Source organism: Ruegeria sp. HKCCD7181 (assembly GCF_057221055.1).
Genome location: NZ_JBWVBC010000001.1, coordinates 423,651 through 441,604, shown reverse-complemented (window position 1 = coordinate 441,604; position 17,954 = coordinate 423,651). Strand labels below are relative to the sequence as shown.

Below are 17,954 nucleotides of genomic sequence, written 5' to 3'. Positions count from 1 at the left end.
TGGACGTTCAGCAGTTCAATCCTCGCCGGTGTGTCTCGCGGCAACACGAACCGTTCCATCAGACCCCTACGGCCTATTGCTTCATTCATAGGCCCGAGCGCCCATTCCATGACGCGTCATTCTCGCTCGGTATCAGATTCTTCCGCACCGCGATCTCCGTCCTCGTCACCTTCAGGGTCCCGGACCTCGTCGTTTTTCGAGTCTCCCTCCGGCTCTCTCTCCGGCCTATCTTCGCCCTCTTCTTCTGGCTCTTCTTCGCGCTCTTCCTCCGGCTCTCTCTCTGGCTCTCTCTCTGGCTCTCTTTCCGGCTCTTCCTCGCGCTCTTCTTCTGGTTCCCGGCCCTCGACTGATTCGCCCGTGGGCTGAGGGGCAGTGACTTCGGCGACTTGTGGCCTCGCAGCCCGCACTTGACGCCTCTCTGGTTGTTCAGGAGCGATTGTCGGAACAAATACTGCTCCGCGGGCACATCCTCCGGCATTCACCTGGAACTGAGGCAGAAGCTGCTGTTCTGACTGAATAAATGGGAATCCAGTCTCCAATGCCTTGGAATATTGCTGCTGGTCAGCCGGACGGCCGACACCTCCGCTGGCATTTGTCGCAAACATGCTGCATTGGCGTCGGCCCGAACGACACGAGCCACCTTGGCCGCACATGCGTACGGTACCTTCAAGCACCAGCAACGCACTTTGCTTGTCTGCGACAATCCACATATCAAAGATCGTGCCACGCACTGCCATCGTGGCAGTTGGTGTTTTGACGGAATACGCACGTTTTCTGCTATTGCCGGAAATGAACCGGAAACTCCCCCCCAGGGCCTGCACAGCAAAGCTCTTGGCCCTGCGTTTTCCGCGAAGCATCGTTACATCCAGGACCATGCGCGCATTCGGTCCGACGGCTATCTTGGTTTCATCTAAGAATACCAGTTGCACGACACCAGAACTGTTGGTGGAGATTGTGTCACCCGACACGATCTCCATCCCTTCCCGCACCCGCGTCGTTTTACCAGCACGCGTCAGTTCGGCGCCCTGCTTAACGCTGAGAACTTTACCAATTGTCGCTAAAGCCGTTTCAGGAAGGGCCAGAACGGCCCAAAAAATCAAAAAAACTCGTAACCAGGCCAAAACCAAGTTCCTTTCCCCCAAAGGATCCCAGAAGGGCGTCAACCGCCCTTTGCCCGACACTCATTGCCCCTCAAGACCTTTAACTATGGTCATTTAACTCATTAAATATGAACAAATATGCATGATTGAGCGCTCGCTTTGCAAGCACTCTGTTCTGCAAGCAAAGTTCGACGAGTAATGTCGTCACGCGCAACTGGATCTGGCACAGGTATTCAAGCAGTGGTTTTCAGGCATCCAACGACTTCCGCGCCGGATGTAGTGTTTGCCTATGCACATTGGAGTGCAGAAAATTGCCACGATCCGGGAAAATCGTCTTGTAACTGGATAACAGGCAAGGATATACCGGCCAGCGGAGACGTGGCCGAGTGGTCGAAGGCGCTCCCCTGCTAAGGGAGTAGGCCCGGAAGGGTCTCGAGGGTTCGAATCCCTTCGTCTCCGCCATTTACACTCAAAATACCTATATAATACAGGCCTTTAGGCCTCATCACCCCTTGAAATCCTTGGTTTGTCTGCGCGAAATGTGGGGCAAAATGTGATTTGAGTATTAATCCCAGGATGATTTGAATGCATATGCTCAGGATTCATAGACAGTAGATGACAGTTGCTGCGAGAGCGATGGCTGAGAGGAAGACCTTGGGACATCGGTCGTCGCAGATCGCTACGCGCCTCCCTTCCTTGAGCCAGCCAAACATGATCTCGATGCGGTTTCGCCGCTTGCATCTGCGCTTGTCGTGTTTGATCAGTGACTTGCGCTGTTTTCGGCCGCGGGGATGCCGGCGCGTATCCCTTTGTCTTTCAACGCGTCCCGGAACCAGTCGGCGTCATAGCCGCGGCCAATGAGTAGCCAGTCCACGTCTGGGAGACTGCTTAGCAAAGCCCGAGTACCGATGTAATTGCTGGCTTGCCTGGCGGTAATAAACAGGTTGAGCACGACGCCATTTGCCATTGTGCTTAATCCAATAGCGCACCATGGCACATCTATCGCAGATGGCATGCAGCTTGGTATTCATGTCGCGCTTGGTTCGCCCCCCTCTCGTCCGCATCTTTCGGATGCGCCTGCCGGGCGGTGGATCAGGCGGCTAGGCTGACCATAATTCGGACGAAGATACCTTTCTCGCTCCATCGCTTTCACCGGCTGTCGAGCGTCTTGTGCGGCCCATGGGTTTCCGCAGCGCTTCGCCAGCGCAACCCATTTCGATTGATGAAGATCGTTCCCCTCAACACACGTTTGTCATCAACCCGAGGCTTGCAAATGACTTTGGGAAAAAAGGGGCAAGCTTGGCCATCTGTTCGACGGTCAGCGAACAAAGATCGCTCGTGTCACCACTCCGTTTTCCAAGACGTGAAACACGCAGCGCGGCAAAAATCAATACATCCCGGCCCTAGGTTTTCCCGCCATCGTTGATTGCATCAACCATCCTTGGAGCCCTCCACGTCTGACAACAGCTTTTCCGAGATTGCCATTGTGTCGTCCAGATGATCCGCCACTGCTTTGCGCGCCGCAGCTGCATTACCCGATACGACTGCGTCACAGATGGTCTCCATATGCACGATTCCCGGTCGTTTCCGATCAGTTGAAGACAAGGTCATCATACGAAGGCGACTTATCCGGCCATTCAATCGCTGGACAATTTCCCAAGCGATATGGTGCCCGGCGCCATCGAATATCTCAGAGTAAAAATCAGCTGTTGCACGAAATAACACACCGGGCGTGGGGTCTGCAAAGCCTTCTTTCAAGCGATTGAGTGCAGCATATAGGGCGCGTGCACGCTCGGGCGTGATATTTTTTGCGCAGCTTTGGGCGGCGGCGGTCTCGAGCATGCGGCGAATGTCGTAAATCTGACGCGCGTCCTCGAGGCTGATGGTGGCCACAATCGGACCGCGGCCTGGCAGAATCTCAACCAGCCCCTCGGCCTCGAGATATCGTATGGTTTCGCGAATAACAGTTCGGCTAACACCAAGCTGATCGCAAAGCGGACGCTCCACAAGCCTTTGGCCTGGCTGAAAAACCCCTTCAATAATGGCGTCTCGCATACGCTCCTGCACCATGTCGCGCAGGGTTGCGGGCGGGTGTTCGATCTTTGTCAGTGTGGGCAAGCTCATGGGCAAAGAGCTAGCAGCTTTGGGTAGATGTTTTCAAGGTATGATTGCCATATTGTATTATGGTATACCATATGACAACGCGCGAATCATTCAGGAGTTACCCATGCCCGCGGAAATCCGTAAAACGCTGCTCCACGTCGAGAATACTTTGATAGAAGGCGGCAGGGTAGCAGAGCAGCCCCTGAAGATGATCGCTGCCATCGCTGTGATCAAAAACCCCTGGGCGGGCATGGGATTTGTTGAAGATCTCAAGCCGTCAATTCACGACTGTGCTCCCGGCCTTGGGCGACTGCTGACGGATATGGTGCTTGATTCCACCGGTGGTGGAGACATGATCGAGGGGTATGGCAAAGCGGCAATGGTCGGGCTCAACGGCGAGGTCGAACATGGATCGGCGCTGATCCACACATTGAGGTTCGGAAACTTCTACCGCGAGGCTGTAGGCGCAAAGTCGTATCTCGCTTTCACCAACACACGTGGCCCCGCCAACGCCGCCCTGCAAATTCCGCTGATGGACAAAAACGATGGTGGTCGACGCAGCCACTACCTCACGATCCAGACACAGATTGCAGATGCCCCTGCTGCGGATGAGATCGTGATTGCGCTTGGAGCGTCAATTGGAGGCCGACCGCATCACCGGATCGGCGACCGGTATCAGGACCTGAAGGAATTGGGGCATGACGTCGACAACCCTGCTGCTGTCTGAGCCTTTCGGTAAAGTCGCATTTCGACAAGCCGGGGTTTCCAATGCCGGAAAAGCCGCCCCTTTGGTTTTTGTCCATGGGGTCGGAATGCAGTCGGCCGCATGGGCGCCGCAGCTCAGAGAATTCGCAAAAACCCACCACATCTTCGCACTGGACCTACCCGGGCACGGCGGCAGCGATCCAATTCCCACCGGATCGACGCTAAAGGATTACCTGGACTGGTTCCGTGCGGTTTTGAATGCTTTGGATTTGGGTAGAATAAGCCTTGCGGGTCACTCCATGGGGGCCCTTATTGCTGGAGGTATTGCGGTGCGCCATCCAGAAAGGCTGGAACGGGTTGCTCTGCTCAATGGGGTATTCTGTCGTGACGCGAGCGCGAGCGCCTCGGTCAAAGCACGAGCCGACTTGATCGAGACGGGCGCCTTTGATTTGGAGACGCCGCTCAACCGCTGGTTTGGGGACAGCCCGACCGAGCAGTCGGCAAGAGCACAGGTGGCGGAATGGCTCGGGGCGGTTAACATGGAAGGCTATGCAACGGCTTATTCGGCCTTTGCGCATGGTGACGCGACTTATGCGGAAGGGTTCGCCAACATCCCCTGCCCGCTGCTGGCGCTGACCGGAGAGGCGGACCCCAACTCTACGCCAGCGATGTCTCAGGCCATGGCAGATGCCGCCCCACGCGGCTGGGCCGTTATCATAGAGAAACACCGTCACATGGTGAATCTGACGGCCCCGGAATCCGTCAATGCCGCGTTGCAGGAATGGCTGCACACCTCAACCGAGGAGATAGATGTCGCATGATACAGTTTGACACCCGGATGCTGAGTAATCCGCGCGCTCTGCGCACTGCGTTTGGTAGCTTCATGACCGGCGTTACCGTTGTCACCATGGTTGATGACGGGGATGAACCCTTAGGGTTCACCGCAAACTCTTTTACTTCTGTGTCTCTTGAGCCGCCGCTTGTCCTGGTTTGTCTGGCAAATACGTCCAGAAACTATGACACCTTCGCCAATACACAGAAATTTGCGATCAATATTCTGTCTGAGGCGCAGATTGACGTGTCCAATACATTCGCACGCCCGGTAGAGGATCGTTTTGCTGCAGTCGATTGGCAGAATGGCCCCCATGGCTCGCCAATTCTGGATGGGGTTTCAGCGTGGTTCGATTGCGCGATGAACAAGACCGTGGATGCGGGTGATCACCTGATCCTGATCGGCGAAGTCAAAGCCTTTGATCACACTATCGCGCCCGGATTGGGTTACGCGCGCGGCGCGTATGTCACACCGGCAGCAGAGGTCGAAGCTCTGAGCAGGCGAACCGATATGGTGGTGTCTGCCTTGATCGAACAAGACGGTAAAGTTCTTCTGGTAGACAATGAACTTGGCCACCTCACGTTGCCCCTGACAGAGGACGTGTCGAAAGGTGCGAACAGCGCGTTGGCGAAGCTGATTTCGGACACCGGGGTCAATGCCGAGCCGGGTTTCATTTACTCAGTTTACGAAGATGAAGCGCGCAAACACCAACACATCGTCTTTCTGTGTCAGGCTGCAGGTGGTGCGCCGATCAAAGGCGTATTCACCGAACTGAGCGAGTCGACGCTGACAGATATCGCTGATCCGGCAATGTGCACCATGTTGGAGCGCTTCGCGCAGGAAAGCCGCATGGGAAATTTCGGGGTGTATTTTGGCAACGAAGTGGTCGGAGAGGTGAAGCCGATCATTGATGGGAGAAAGTGAGCATGAAGTTCTCGTTATTCGCGCACATGGAACGCATTTCGGAGGAACAGGATCAGCGGCAGCTTTACGAAGAGTTCCTTCAGCTATGCAAGATCGCGGACGACGGTGGGATGCATGCGATTTGGACTGGCGAACACCATGGCATGAATTTTACCATCGCACCCAACCCGTTTCTGAGTTTGGTTGACGTCGCACGTCACACAAAACACGTCCGATTGGGGACCGGCACCGTTGTCGCGCCCTTCTGGCATCCAATCCGACTGGCGGGTGAAGCGGCCATGACTGACATCATTACGGATGGGCGTCTTGATTTGGGCGTTGCTCGTGGTGCGTACAGTTTTGAGTATGAGCGGCTTATGCCGGGAATGGACGCCTGGGAGGCAGGCCAACGTATGCGCGAACTTGTCCCGGCGGTGAAGGCCCTGTGGCAGGGCGATTACGAACACGACGGGCAATTCACACAATTCCCTAAAACGACGTCAGCCCCCAAACCGCTGCAACCAAACGGCCCGCCAATCTGGGTCGCTGCGCGAGACCCGAACAGCCATGAGTTCGCTGTTTCGAATGGCTGCAACGTGCAGGTCACACCATTGTGGAACGGGGACGACGAGGTCGAGAACCTGATGTCGAAATTCAACGCGGCCTGCCAGAAATTTCCCGAAGTCCCACGCCCCAAGATCATGTTGCTGCGACATACCTACGTGGCAGAGGACGAAGCCGACGCGAAGCTTGCCGCCAAAGAGTTGAACCGCTTTTTCTGCTATTTCGGCGCTTGGTTCATGAACAAGCGCGAGATCGCTCAAGGCCTGATTGACCCCCTCACCGAAGAAGACATCGCGGCGCACCCGTTTTATACGCCTGACGCCATGGAGCGGGATCTTGTGGTTGGCACCGCTGAAACCGTGATCGAGCGTATCCGCATATCGGAAGCGCTGGGTTATGATGAGTATTCATTTTGGATCGACAGCAGTATGAGTTTTGAACGCAAGAAGGCTTCGCTTGAGCGGTTCATCAAAGATGTCATGCCGGCATTTCATTGAGGGCTCGGGATAGATGCAGCAGTTTCAGCAATACATAGACGGTGAGTTTTCAAACGGTTCTGCACGGTTTGAAAGTCGAGATCCGGCAAGCGGCGCCGTTTGGGCGATGATGCCCGAGGCCAAAGCCGCAGATGTAAACGCGGCCGTAGATGCGGCCGAGGCTGCATTCTTCGCGCCGGAATGGGCAAACATGACTGCTGCGGCCCGGGGTAAGCTGCTGTACCGGCTGGCTGATCTGGTCGAAGAAAACGCTCAGACCCTGGCCGCGCTGGAAACCCGTGATACGGGTAAGATCATTCGCGAAACCTCTGCGCAGGTAGCTTATGTTGCCGAATACTATCGATACTACGCGGGTCTTGCAGACAAAATCGAAGGCGCGCATTTACCGATCGACAAGCCGGACATGGAGGTCTGGCTGCGCCGGGAACCGGTCGGCGTGGTTGCCGCGGTCGTCCCGTGGAATTCACAATTGTTCCTGTCCGCAGTGAAGATCGGCCCTGCCTTGGCGGCTGGTTGCACGGTCGTTCTGAAAGCTTCAGAAGACGGCCCGGCACCGATGCTTGAATTTGCCCGCATCTTTGATCAGGCAGGTTTCCCAAAGGGCGTTCTCAACATAATCACCGGTTTTGGCGCAGATTGCGGCGCTGTCCTGACCAGCCACCCAAAAGTCGACCACGTTGCATTTACCGGCGGGCCGGAAACTGCACGCCATGTAGTGCGTAATTCTGCCGAGAACCTTGCGTCCACTTCGCTGGAACTCGGCGGCAAATCGCCCTTCATTGTGTTCGAAGACGCCGACATCGAAAGCGCCGTAAACGCTCAGGTCTCGGGCATTTTTGCAGCCACGGGTCAAAGCTGTGTCGCTGGTTCGCGGCTTATCGTTTCCAATAAGATCAAAACTGTGTTCCTGGCCCGCCTCAAAGAAAACGCCGAAAGCGTGGTGATCGGAAACCCAGACGACATGGCAACGGAAGTTGGGCCATTGTGCACTTCGGGTCAGATCAGCAAGGCGACAGACCTGATCGCGGCGTCGGAAGCGGCTGGCGCCAGTGTCATCACAGGCGGCAAGGCAACGGATCGTGAGGGGTACTATTTCCCACCGACAATCATCGATTGCTCGGATGCCCCGGACGCCCCATGCCTGACGAATGAATTCTTCGGGCCAGTCTTGTCCGTCGTCGGCTTTAACACTGAAGCAGAAGCTTTGCGGTTGGCCAATGACACTGAATTCGGGCTGGCATCGGGGTTGTTCACAAAGGATCTGACCCGGGCACATCGAATGATGCGCGGCTTGCGCGCCGGGATAGTGTGGGTGAACACATATCGCGCGGTCAGCCCAGTTGCGCCTTTTGGCGGACATGGGCTTTCGGGTCACGGGAGAGAGGGCGGATTGCAGGCGGCACTGGACTATACCAAAGTTAAAGCGGTCTGGCTGCGCACAAGCGATGACCCGATCCCCGATCCCTTTGTTATGCGCTAGCGAACACTATCAACTGCTGAAACAGACCGGTGTCCAAACCATCGACCAACGCTGCGCTGGCGCGATTGGGTTGGTCTTACGGGTGGTCGACGGCGCGACATCTCAGACCTATTGTGGCCTTGGCATCCCATGTATCGGTCAGCGGTGGTCGTTTTCCCGCGATGGAAGCCGGGACGCCGGCATCGCCCATCGAAAACAAACTGAGTTGACACAATTCCGTCAATCGGATCACGTCATTGGATCGAGTTCTCGGAGCGGGCATGCAGATCATCAACAATCCTCATCGGGCGGGTCAAAAAATTGTTCCCTCCGCACCTTACCCATCAACGGATGCGGCCAGAGTGGCGGACTTGCTATCTGCGTGCCCAGCGGCGAAGGAAACTCCTCTTGTCGACGCCAGTGAGTTAGCACCAGTTTCTCAGTTTTGGGTCAAGGACGAGCGCACTCGAATGAACCTTGGGTCGTTCAAAGCCCTTGGCGCGGCGTATGTGATTGCTCGTCACGCCGCAGAAAAAACAAGCAAACCAGGCGCAAACACGCTTGCTGGCACTACCTACGGCACTGCCAGCGCTGGAAACCATGGAATGAGCGTCGCCGCTGGCGCCAAAATGTTCGGTGCAAAGGCAGTCGTACATATTGCCGACACCGTTCCCGAGCGCTTTGCCCAACGCCTGCGCGCCCAAAATGCGGACGTCGTGCGCAGCGGCGCCGACTACGCCGCCAGCATGGAAGCAGCAAGCGCGGCAGCCAGGGAAAACGGATGGATTCTCCTGTCGGATAGTTCGTGGGATGGCTATTTTGATCTGCCGCACATTTTGATGGAGGGGTACCTGCAAATGGGGGCAGAAGCGGCAGGACAATGTCCAGAGCCGCCCACGCATATACTCCTGCAGGCTGGTGTTGGCGGTTTAGCCGGAGCAGTCGCAGCTTACGCGCGAACAGTTTGGGGCAACGCGCCCAAGATCATCGTGGTCGAACCCGAGGCCGCTCCTGCCTTGCAAGCAAGCATTACGGCCGGAAAGTGCGTCTTTGCGAATGGGCCGGACAGCATCATGGGGCGACTGGATTGCAAAGAGCCTTCACTGATCGCATTGAATGGGTTGGCCAGAGACGCCGATCTCTTCCTGACGCTGACCGACGAGGAAGTGGCCCGGCAATTGGACGTGATCGCGGATGCGGGGTTGAAAACAACGGCGTCCGGCGGCGCAGGGATAGCAGCCGTAATGAATAACGAGGCCAGACAGGCGATGGCAATCGATGACCGGTCGCGCGTTTTGTGCGTTCTATCGGAGATCGCGGAATGAGAGGGTTCGAGCAGACCGAATTCGAGACGCGCACAAAACGCGCACAAGAGCTGATGGAAGCAGCCGGTCTCTCTGCCTTATTGCTGACCACCGAAACGGACGTGCGTTACTTCACTGGGTACCTGACCCGTTTCTGGGAAAGCCCGACGCGTCCCTGGTATCTGATCGTCCCCGCCAAGGGAAAACCTGTTGCCGTGATCCCGTCTATCGGGGCCGCGCTCATGGGTCAGACATGGATCGATGACATCCGAAGCTGGAGTTCACCAGATTTGAGGGACGACGGTGTTTCGCTTTTGGCAGATGCTCTGACGGAACTGACACCACTAGATGGTCGCGTCGGAATGCCTGATGGCCATGAGACCCATGCGCGTATGCCCTTGGCAGATATTGAGCGTTTACGTGGAAAACTCGGCACGCGCGGGATAGTGGGCGATAACGGTATTCTGCGCGCCCTGCGCATTGTCAAATCCGCAGCCGAGATTGCCAAGATTGAGACCGCTTGTGGCATAGCTGGCCGGGCCTTTGCACGTGTTCCCGAGATCGCCAAAGCCGGTGTTCCGCTGGACGAGGTGTTCCGCAAGTTTCAAATACTCTGTCTGGAAGAAGGAGCTGATTGGGTCCCCTACCTGGCCGGTGGAGCAGAACAAGGCGGATATAGCGACGTTATCTCACCTGCCCGCCCAACCCCTTTGGTATCAGGAGATGTCTTGATGCTGGACACAGGATTGGTTTGGGATGGGTATTTTTCTGATTTCGACCGCAACTGGTCCGTTGGTCCAGCGAATTCTGACGTGAATTCCGCCCATGCCAGGCTCATCGAAGCCTCGGACGCCGCGCTCGATATCGCCCAGCCGGGCGCAACCGCCGCGGACTTGTTTCACGCTATGAACAACATCCTTACCAAAGATGCAGAAGGCACGGATGCAGGACGGTTGGGGCACGGGTTGGGGATGTCGCTGACTGAATGGCCCTCTCTCATTCCGACCGATGACACTGTTCTTGAGGCGGGCATGGTTCTGACACTGGAGCCGGGCATAGCGGTCGGTGGCAAGATACTGGTTCATGAAGAGAACATCGTTGTTACGGATGGGAAACCGCGCTTTTTAAGCCCGCGTATCGGGTCGGAGATGATCGAACTATGACACACATTCCGTACACCCTGGACCAGGACGATCCGCAAGCCTCACCGCTTGGCCTGATTGTGCTGCAGACGGATGAAACGCTCGAGCCGGAGTTCAGCGCGTATTTCTCGGATCGAAAATACCCGATCCACGTGACCCGAATTCCGAGTGGCACCGAAGTGACCACGGACAGCTTGGCTGAAATGGAAACTGCCTTGCCTGCGGCTGCGGAATTGCTCCCCAGCGCAAGGCCTTACCGTGTTGTGGGGTACGGCTGCACATCGGCAAGTTCGGTCATCGGATCCGAACGTGTGGCGCAACTTGTCAAACAAACCTGCAACACGGCCGAGGTTACAAATCCGTTGCGCGCAGCCGCGGCGTGTGCCGAAAGCCTTGGTGTTTCGAAATTCGCGTTGTTGTCTCCCTATATTGAAGAGGTCAACGTGCCTCTGCGCCGAGCCTTTGCAGAGAGCGGGATAACGACCGATGTGTTTGGCACATTCGGAGAAGCCGAAGAAGCCAAGGTCGTTCGGATTTCCAATCAATCCGTGGTCGAGGCGGCAACACGGCTGGGATCAGATCCAACGGTGGATGCAATTTTCCTGAGTTGCACCAACCTTAGAACCCGTGACGCTATTCCAGAGATTCGCGCAAGAATTGGTAAACCTGTGCTTTCCAGCAATCAAAGTCTAGCATGGCATATGAGACATCTGAATTGCACCAATTGAATTCTCAATCCGACACCTAAGCCCGCAAATATCGTATTCACTGTTGCAATACGTATGCCGCTCGGTCTTTACTGATGCCTACTGATCAATGAAATCCGATGCTTTCGGATAATCATTTGACGAAACAGGGGGTCTTGTGACCGAAACAACGAACGACGCCGCGTTTGTCGAATTTCAACGCGTTCAAAAGTCTTATGATGGCGAAATTCTCGTCGTAAAAGACCTCAATCTGGCACTGCCGAAGGGCGAATTTCTGACGATGCTCGGGCCTTCGGGATCGGGCAAGACGACCTGTCTGATGATGCTTGCCGGGTTTGAAACCGCAACCCATGGTGAAATCCTTCTTGATGGACGCCCCATCAACAATATCCCGCCGCACAAACGCGGCATCGGGATGGTGTTCCAGAACTATGCCTTGTTCCCGCACATGACGGTGGCCGAGAACCTCTCGTTTCCGCTTGAGGTTCGCAAGCTGGGCAAATCCGAACGCGAGGCAAAAGTAAAACGCGCGCTGGACATGGTTCAGATGGGCGAATTCGGAAGCCGCCGCCCTGCGCAATTGTCGGGTGGACAGCAACAGAGGATCGCATTGGCGCGTGCCCTGGTGTTCGAGCCCGAGCTGGTTTTGATGGATGAACCGCTGGGCGCGCTGGACAAGCAGCTTCGCGAACACATGCAATTCGAAATCACGCGCCTTGCGCATGAGTTGGGGATCACCACCGTTTACGTGACACACGACCAGACCGAAGCTCTGACCATGTCCGATCGTGTTGCGGTGTTTGACGACGGGCGTATTCAGCAGCTTGCACCGCCTGATCAACTGTATGAAGAGCCGGAAAACAGCTTCGTCGCGCAGTTCATCGGTGAGAACAACACCATGGAAGGTGTCGTGAAATCGATCGACGGCGACACGTGCCTTGTCCAGCTGGATGATGGCTCGGAAATTGATGCAGTTCCGATCAATGTCCACAAACCCGGCGAGCGGACCAAAGTGTCAATCCGGCCCGAACGAGTTGAATTCAACAAAGACCGCCTGCATGCGGATGCGCATACCCTGAAAGCAACCGTCAAAGAGTTCATTTATATGGGCGACGTGTTTCGGTTCCGCATGTCGGTGGCAGGTAATGATGAATTCATCGTCAAAACCCGAAATGCGCCGGACGCCGTCCGCCTGACCCCAGGTCAGGAGATCGAGATTGGCTGGCTGGCCCAGGATTGTCGTGCGCTCGACGCATAGACCAAGCTGCGCGAGACAAGCGGAGCCAAGCTGAGGGACCGGCTGATGAAAACCCGTGCATCAGCCGACCATACAACAAACGGGAAGTACTGGGAGTAACACATGAAACCAACAACAACTTTATTGACGGCAGTCGCCCTTGCGGCCGTTGCGGGGGCATCTGCTGCCGAAGAAATGACCATCGTGTCTTGGGGTGGCGCCTATTCCAAGTCGCAGCTTAAGGCGTATCACGAGCCCTATTCGGAAAAGACCGGTGTCACCATTCTGAACGACGACAGCTCGAACGAGGCCGTTGCCAAGCTGCGCGCGATGAACGAAGCGGGCAACATCACCTGGGACGTGGTTGACGTGGTCGCAGCAGACGCGATCCGCTTGTGCGACGAAGGCTTGGCGCTTGAGATCGATTTCGACAGCCAACTGGCTGCAGCCCCGGATGGCACGCCTGCCTCCGAGGATTTTGGTGACCTACTGGTCAGCGACTGCTTTATCCCGCAGATCGTATATTCGACCACCTTTGGCTATCGTACAGATCTGGTGGGCGACACCCCGCCAACCGACATCTGTGCCGTGTTCGATCTGGAAACCTATCCGGGCAAGCGCTCGCTCGAGAAGCGCCCGATCAACAACATGGAATGGGCTCTGCTCTGTGACGGTGTAGCCAAAGATGACGTCTATGACGTTCTTGCTACCCCTGAAGGGCAGGACCAAGCACTTGCCAAGCTGGGCACCATCAAGGACAGCGTTGTCTGGTGGTCTGCAGGTGCAGACACGCCGCAATTGCTGGCGGATGGCGAAGTCATCATGGGTTCGACCTACAACGGCCGTTTGTTCAGCGTGATCGAAGAACAGAAGCAGCCCGTTGCTATGCTGTGGGACGCACAGGTGTTTGACCTTGACGGCTGGATCATCCCCGCCGGCCTGAGCGAAGAGCGTCAGCAGCGTGCGCTGGACTACATCATGTTCGCAACCGACACCCAGCGTCTGGCGGATCAGGCCAAGTACATCTCGTACGGCCCGGCCCGTGCCTCGTCGGCTCCGCTGGTCGGTCAGCACGCCGATCTAGGCATCGAAATGGCACCTCATATGCCGACCGATCCGGAAAACGCCAAGAACACGTTCCTGTATAACTACGAGTTCTGGGCGGATTACCGCGACGATATCGACGCCAAATTCCAGGCGTGGCTGGCGCAATAACCGTCTGATTTCCTAAGATTGTCGGGGGCGATCAGTCGCCCCCGGCCCCAAAAGTACCCAAGGGGCACCGATGACTGACGCCACCCAACAAAACTCCGGTCCGATGCTGGCCGCCGATGGAACACCGCTCAAGCAATCACTGGCGCGGTCGCTGCGACGGCAGAAACTTCGGGCTCTGATGCTGGTGGCACCTCTGCTGCTGTTCGTGATGTTCTCGTTCATTGTGCCCATTGCCTCGATGCTGTTCCGGTCGGTGGAAAACAGCATCGTCCAGGAAACGCTGCCGCTGACGGTCGAGGCGCTGCAGAACTGGGATGAGACCAGCGGCGAATTGCCGGAGGAGGCAGTCTATGACGCCTTTGTCCGCGATATGGTTGTGGCCGTCGACAACAAGACACATACCCGACTGGGCTCGCGTCTGAACTACGAAGAGACCGGCATGTCTTCGATGTTCCGCCGCTCGGGTCGGAAAATGGGCAAGCTGGACCCCGAAACAGACGGGCCGTTCAAGGAACAGGTGATCGAGATTCACGATGGCTGGGGTGAGCCGCAGACATGGTCGGTGATCAAAACCCACTCACCTGCCGTCACCAACGGCTATTTCCTGAACGCGGTCGACATGCGCCGCACCCCCGAAGGCGCGCAATCACAGCCCGAGGACAAACAGATTCTGATCAAACTCTTTGGTCGTACACTGTTCATGTCACTGGTGATCACCGGGGCCTGCATCCTGCTGGCCTATCCGGTCAGCTACCTGCTGGCGACCCTGCCGATGCGGGTCTCGAACCTGCTGATGATCCTGGTACTTCTGCCTTTCTGGACATCCCTTCTGGTGCGAACCTCGGCCTGGAAGGTCATGCTGCAACAGCAGGGTGTGATCAATGACACGCTGGTCTGGCTGGGGTTGGTTGCCGATGATGCCCGGCTGATCATCATCAATAACCAGATCGGCACAATCACTGCCATGACGCACATCCTTTTGCCGTTCATGATTCTACCGATGTATTCGGTGATGCAGACCATCCCGCCGTCATACACGCGCGCAGCAAAGTCCATGGGGGCGACCAACTGGACAACGTTCTGGCGTATTTACTTCCCGCAATCCATTCCAGGCATCGGTGCGGGCTCAATCCTCGTGTTCATTCTGGCAATTGGCTACTACATCACCCCCGAAATTGTGGGCGGCACCAAGGGCGTATTCATCTCGAACCGGATCGCCTACCACATCTCGTCCTCGCTGAACTGGGGGCTTGCCGCGGCCTTGGGTACGATCCTACTGGGCGTCGTGCTGCTGCTCTACTGGGTCTACGACAAAATCGTGGGCATCGATAACGTGAAGTTGGGATAATCAATATGGCCGCACTCACACCGATATCCCGCAAGCCGATGTCCATGGTTCTGCCCAGCGTTGCCTTGGCAGGTGCCTTCGCAGGCATCTTCGTTGGCGCAGGCAACGGTTCAGTCTTTCTGGGAATTCTGGGCGGAGCGGTCCTGATATCCGCATTGGCCTGGGTCTACATAAACATACTGAAAAACGAAAACCTTGCCCGCTGGATCACCATCCTGGGCTTCGGCATTGTGGGCTTTTTTGCTTCCGGCCTGGTGGGCGGCGTTCTTGGCCTTTTGGGCGGCTGGTTCTTCAGTTGGTTCATCTATTGGCTTTACGAAGGGCGGTATCGTCGCAAACTGCTGCCCTATCTGACGGCTCAGCAGGTCTTTTATCACTACCTGTTCCGAGTCATCTGCGGCGCAATTTTTGTCTTCCTGATCACGCCGATCCTTGTGGTTCTGCCGCTGTCTTTCAACGCACAGGACTTCTTTACCTTCACACCCGAGATGCTGCGGCTGGATCCCGAAGGGTATTCGCTTAAACACTACCGGGACTTCTTCACCAACAACGAATGGCAGCGCAGCTTCAAGAACTCGCTGATCATCGCGCCGATAGCGACGATCATTTCGGTCTCGCTGGGGACTTTGGCCGCCATCGGGCTTAGCCAATCCCACGTCCCGGGGCGCCGGGCGATCATGGGCATCCTGATTTCTCCTATGATCGTCCCTTTAATCATCTCGGCGACGGGCATGTTCTTTTTCTACAGCGACATCGGACGGTTCCTCGAAGGTACGCTGGGCATGAACAAGAACTTTGTGGGCTACCTGAAAGTCATCCTGGCACACGCCGTTCTGGGTATTCCATTTGTCATCATCACCGTGACTGCGACGCTGGTCGGCTTTGATCGCTCGCTGACACGCGCCGCGGCAAATATGGGGGCCGGTCCGGTCCGCACCTTCTTCAAGATCCAGATGCCGCTGATCTTGCCGGGCGTGATCTCAGGCGGTCTGTTCGCATTCATCACCTCATTCGATGAAGTTGTTGTGGTGCTGTTTGTGGGTTCCGCCAGTCAGAAGACTCTGCCCTGGCAGATGTTCACGGGTCTGCGCGAACAGATCAGCCCAACCATTCTGGCGGTTGCGACGATCCTTGTGGTCCTCTCGATTGCGTTGCTGACAACCGTTGAACTGCTGCGGCGCCGCTCGGAACGGTTGCGGGGTCTCTCTCCCGCTTGACGGAGCAATCTGTCTGATTTAACGATTCACCCGTTCATCCCCGCCGCGATGGCGTCGCGGCTCTCACGGGGATGATCGGCTCTCGGACCCCGAGACCGCCTGTCCTGAACGCCGGGACATGTGGCCGGGTTTTGCACATCCGGCAAAGTTGAGAGACCTGAGATGACAGATACGTCCAACCGCCCCGAATTCTTCACCTGCCACAATGGCGACAAAGCCCCGCTGCCGTTCAGCAAGGCCGAGTATGATCGCCGCCTGACTGCACTGCGCGCTATCATGGCAAAACGGGATATCCCTGTGGTTCTGCTGACCTCGATGCAGAACATCGCCTATTACTCGGGCTTTCTGTACTGCACCTTCGGCCGACCCTATGGCTGCGTTGTCACGCAGGATACTTGCACCACCGTTTCGGCAAATATCGATGCCGGGCAACCCTGGCGTCGATCAGTCGAAGACAACGTGATCTACACCGACTGGAAGCGTGACAATTATTGGCGCGCGGTTGCCAGCCTGATTGGGAATGCCAGACGGGTCGGCATCGAAAGCGATCACATGACGCTCGCGGTGCGCGACACGGCGCTGAACATGCTGGGTGGGCCCGAGCTGCTCGACATTGCGCCCGACACAATGGCTGCCCGCATGGTCAAGTCCGCAGAAGAGATCGAACTGATCAAAGGTGGTGCCCGAACCGCCGACGTTGGCGGCGCGGCTATTCACGCCGCGATCCGCGAGGGCGCAACTGAGATAGAGATTGCCATGGCAGGACGCGACGCCATGGAAGCCGAAATCGCCCGGGCCTATCCGGACGCCGAGTACCGCGACACCTGGGTTTGGTTCCAATCCGGTCTGAACACAGACGGCGCACACAATCCTGTCACCAAACGCGCCTTGCAAAAGGGTGATATCCTGTCACTGAACACCTTCCCAATGATCTCGGGCTATTACACGGCCTTGGAACGTACTTTGTTTCTGGGAGAACCGGACGCAGACAGCCTGCGCCTTTGGAAGGCCAACGTTGCTGCACATGAACTGGGTCTCAGCCTGATCAAACCCGGTGCTACCTGTTCCGGCATCACTGCCGAGATCAACCGCTTCTTTGCGGACGAAGGGCTGCTGCAATTCCGCTCATTCGGTTATGGCCATTCCTTTGGCATTCTCAGCCACTACTATGGGCGCGAGGCAGGGCTGGAGTTGCGCGAGGATATCGACACGGTACTCGAGCCTGGCATGGTCGTGTCCATTGAACCGATGCTGTGGATTCCCGAAGGACAGCCTGGTGCGGGCGGCTACCGTGAACATGATATCCTCGTTGTCGGCGAGGACGGGGCCGAGAATATCACCGGATTCCCATATGGTCCGGGTCATAACATCATCGGTGCCTGATCTAAACGGGTGGAGCATGTGCTCCACCCTATTTCAAGCGCCTCGGCTGCACGCAGAGTTGGGCCAAGAATATTTAGCAGGAGTATTGCTTGCCTCAGTTTCGCCCGAGCAAGCCAGTGCCTCGCAATATTCGCCCCGTACAAACTCGGCCGCGTAGCCGCACAAAATTAGCTAGTTATTCGATAAAACTACCTGATTGCTGCCTGGAGCTAGAATACGAGCACCTTCCGCCCCTGTT

At 56.5% G+C, this 17,954-nt stretch carries 15 protein-coding genes, 1 tRNA gene and 1 pseudogene; 14 read left to right on the top strand and 3 right to left on the bottom strand.

Annotated features, from left to right (window positions below; all coding sequences use genetic code 11):
* Positions 1 to 116 precede the first annotated feature (116 nt).
* Positions 117 to 1,127: a FecR family protein gene (locus tag AC2TCY_RS02205; protein ID WP_480845174.1), complete on the bottom strand. Its 1,011-nt coding sequence runs from the start codon at positions 1,125 to 1,127 to the stop codon at positions 117 to 119.
* 345 nt (positions 1,128 to 1,472) lie between these two features.
* Between AC2TCY_RS02205 and AC2TCY_RS02200 the strand changes: the two genes are divergently transcribed.
* Positions 1,473 to 1,562: transfer RNA gene (locus AC2TCY_RS02200), tRNA-Ser, on the top strand.
* A gap of 140 nt (positions 1,563 to 1,702) precedes the next feature.
* Here the strand turns inward: AC2TCY_RS02200 and AC2TCY_RS02195 are convergent.
* Together AC2TCY_RS02195 and AC2TCY_RS02190 are read right to left on the bottom strand one after the other, a co-directional pair.
* A pseudogene (locus AC2TCY_RS02195) lies at positions 1,703 to 2,407 on the bottom strand (IS5 family transposase).
* 124 nt (positions 2,408 to 2,531) lie between these two features.
* A complete protein-coding gene (locus tag AC2TCY_RS02190) occupies positions 2,532 to 3,224 on the bottom strand; it encodes a GntR family transcriptional regulator (protein ID WP_480845173.1) in 693 nt (230 codons plus the stop codon).
* 103 nt (positions 3,225 to 3,327) lie between these two features.
* On the opposite strand from AC2TCY_RS02190, the gene AC2TCY_RS02185 reads away from it, so the two are divergent.
* The 13 genes from AC2TCY_RS02185 (at position 3,328) to AC2TCY_RS02125 (ending at position 17,716) form a co-directional block, all read left to right on the top strand.
* Positions 3,328 to 3,930, top strand: coding sequence for an amino acid synthesis family protein (locus AC2TCY_RS02185; protein ID WP_480845171.1), 603 nt, complete (start codon positions 3,328 to 3,330; stop codon positions 3,928 to 3,930).
* On the top strand, positions 3,902 to 4,729 hold the full coding sequence (locus AC2TCY_RS02180) for an alpha/beta fold hydrolase (protein ID WP_480845170.1): 828 nt from the start codon (positions 3,902 to 3,904) through the stop codon (positions 4,727 to 4,729). Before AC2TCY_RS02185 ends, AC2TCY_RS02180 begins: the two co-directional genes overlap by 29 nt.
* On the top strand, positions 4,726 to 5,664 hold the full coding sequence (locus tag AC2TCY_RS02175) for a flavin reductase (RefSeq protein ID WP_480845168.1): 939 nt from the start codon (positions 4,726 to 4,728) through the stop codon (positions 5,662 to 5,664). Before AC2TCY_RS02180 ends, AC2TCY_RS02175 begins: the two co-directional genes overlap by 4 nt.
* Positions 5,665 to 5,666: 2 nt before the next feature.
* On the top strand, positions 5,667 to 6,704 hold the full coding sequence (locus AC2TCY_RS02170; RefSeq protein WP_480845166.1) for an LLM class flavin-dependent oxidoreductase: 1,038 nt from the start codon (positions 5,667 to 5,669) through the stop codon (positions 6,702 to 6,704).
* Positions 6,705 to 6,717: 13 nt separating this feature from the next.
* Positions 6,718 to 8,184 (top strand): aldehyde dehydrogenase, encoded by a 1,467-nt coding sequence (locus AC2TCY_RS02165; protein ID WP_480845164.1) that lies wholly within the window; start codon positions 6,718 to 6,720, stop codon positions 8,182 to 8,184.
* A gap of 260 nt (positions 8,185 to 8,444) precedes the next feature.
* On the top strand, positions 8,445 to 9,488 hold the full coding sequence (locus AC2TCY_RS02160) for a pyridoxal-phosphate dependent enzyme (protein WP_480845162.1): 1,044 nt from the start codon (positions 8,445 to 8,447) through the stop codon (positions 9,486 to 9,488).
* Positions 9,485 to 10,630: a M24 family metallopeptidase gene (locus AC2TCY_RS02155; RefSeq protein ID WP_480845161.1), complete on the top strand. Its 1,146-nt coding sequence runs from the start codon at positions 9,485 to 9,487 to the stop codon at positions 10,628 to 10,630. The genes AC2TCY_RS02160 and AC2TCY_RS02155 overlap by 4 nt, the downstream gene beginning before the upstream one ends.
* Entirely contained in the window at positions 10,627 to 11,337 is a 711-nt protein-coding gene (locus AC2TCY_RS02150) for a maleate cis-trans isomerase family protein (protein WP_480845160.1), read from the top strand. Before AC2TCY_RS02155 ends, AC2TCY_RS02150 begins: the two co-directional genes overlap by 4 nt.
* Positions 11,338 to 11,473: 136 nt before the next feature.
* Positions 11,474 to 12,574, top strand: a complete 1,101-nt coding sequence (locus AC2TCY_RS02145; RefSeq protein ID WP_480845159.1) for an ABC transporter ATP-binding protein — start codon at positions 11,474 to 11,476, stop codon at positions 12,572 to 12,574.
* A gap of 102 nt (positions 12,575 to 12,676) precedes the next feature.
* Positions 12,677 to 13,768 carry an extracellular solute-binding protein gene (locus AC2TCY_RS02140; RefSeq protein WP_480845158.1) on the top strand — a complete coding sequence of 364 codons (1,092 nt, stop codon included), beginning with the start codon at positions 12,677 to 12,679 and terminating at the stop codon, positions 13,766 to 13,768.
* Between the two features lie 70 nt (positions 13,769 to 13,838).
* On the top strand, positions 13,839 to 15,116 hold the full coding sequence (locus AC2TCY_RS02135; protein WP_480845156.1) for an ABC transporter permease: 1,278 nt from the start codon (positions 13,839 to 13,841) through the stop codon (positions 15,114 to 15,116).
* A 5-nt stretch (positions 15,117 to 15,121) separates the two neighbouring features.
* Positions 15,122 to 16,333, top strand: coding sequence for an ABC transporter permease (locus AC2TCY_RS02130; RefSeq protein WP_480845155.1), 1,212 nt, complete (start codon positions 15,122 to 15,124; stop codon positions 16,331 to 16,333).
* A 162-nt stretch (positions 16,334 to 16,495) separates the two neighbouring features.
* Entirely contained in the window at positions 16,496 to 17,716 is a 1,221-nt protein-coding gene (locus AC2TCY_RS02125) for an aminopeptidase P family protein (RefSeq protein ID WP_480845153.1), read from the top strand.
* Positions 17,717 to 17,954: the final 238 nt, after the last annotated feature.

Excerpts from the sequence above, each read along its gene's own strand:
- AC2TCY_RS02130 (WP_480845155.1), top strand. The coding sequence starts at position 15,122 with ATGGCCGCACTCACACCGATATCCCGCAAGCCGATGTCCATGGTTCTG.
- AC2TCY_RS02165 (WP_480845164.1), top strand. The coding sequence starts at position 6,718 with ATGCAGCAGTTTCAGCAATACATAGACGGTGAGTTTTCAAACGGTTCT.
- AC2TCY_RS02150 (WP_480845160.1), top strand. The coding sequence starts at position 10,627 with ATGACACACATTCCGTACACCCTGGACCAGGACGATCCGCAAGCCTCA.
- AC2TCY_RS02180 (WP_480845170.1), top strand. The coding sequence starts at position 3,902 with ATGACGTCGACAACCCTGCTGCTGTCTGAGCCTTTCGGTAAAGTCGCA.
- AC2TCY_RS02170 (WP_480845166.1), top strand. The coding sequence starts at position 5,667 with ATGAAGTTCTCGTTATTCGCGCACATGGAACGCATTTCGGAGGAACAG.
- AC2TCY_RS02190 (WP_480845173.1), bottom strand. The coding sequence starts at position 3,224 with ATGAGCTTGCCCACACTGACAAAGATCGAACACCCGCCCGCAACCCTG.
- AC2TCY_RS02185 (WP_480845171.1), top strand. The coding sequence starts at position 3,328 with ATGCCCGCGGAAATCCGTAAAACGCTGCTCCACGTCGAGAATACTTTG.
- AC2TCY_RS02160 (WP_480845162.1), top strand. The coding sequence starts at position 8,445 with ATGCAGATCATCAACAATCCTCATCGGGCGGGTCAAAAAATTGTTCCC.
- AC2TCY_RS02140 (WP_480845158.1), top strand. The coding sequence starts at position 12,677 with ATGAAACCAACAACAACTTTATTGACGGCAGTCGCCCTTGCGGCCGTT.
- AC2TCY_RS02135 (WP_480845156.1), top strand. The coding sequence starts at position 13,839 with ATGACTGACGCCACCCAACAAAACTCCGGTCCGATGCTGGCCGCCGAT.
- AC2TCY_RS02155 (WP_480845161.1), top strand. The coding sequence starts at position 9,485 with ATGAGAGGGTTCGAGCAGACCGAATTCGAGACGCGCACAAAACGCGCA.
- AC2TCY_RS02125 (WP_480845153.1), top strand. The coding sequence starts at position 16,496 with ATGACAGATACGTCCAACCGCCCCGAATTCTTCACCTGCCACAATGGC.
- AC2TCY_RS02175 (WP_480845168.1), top strand. The coding sequence starts at position 4,726 with ATGATACAGTTTGACACCCGGATGCTGAGTAATCCGCGCGCTCTGCGC.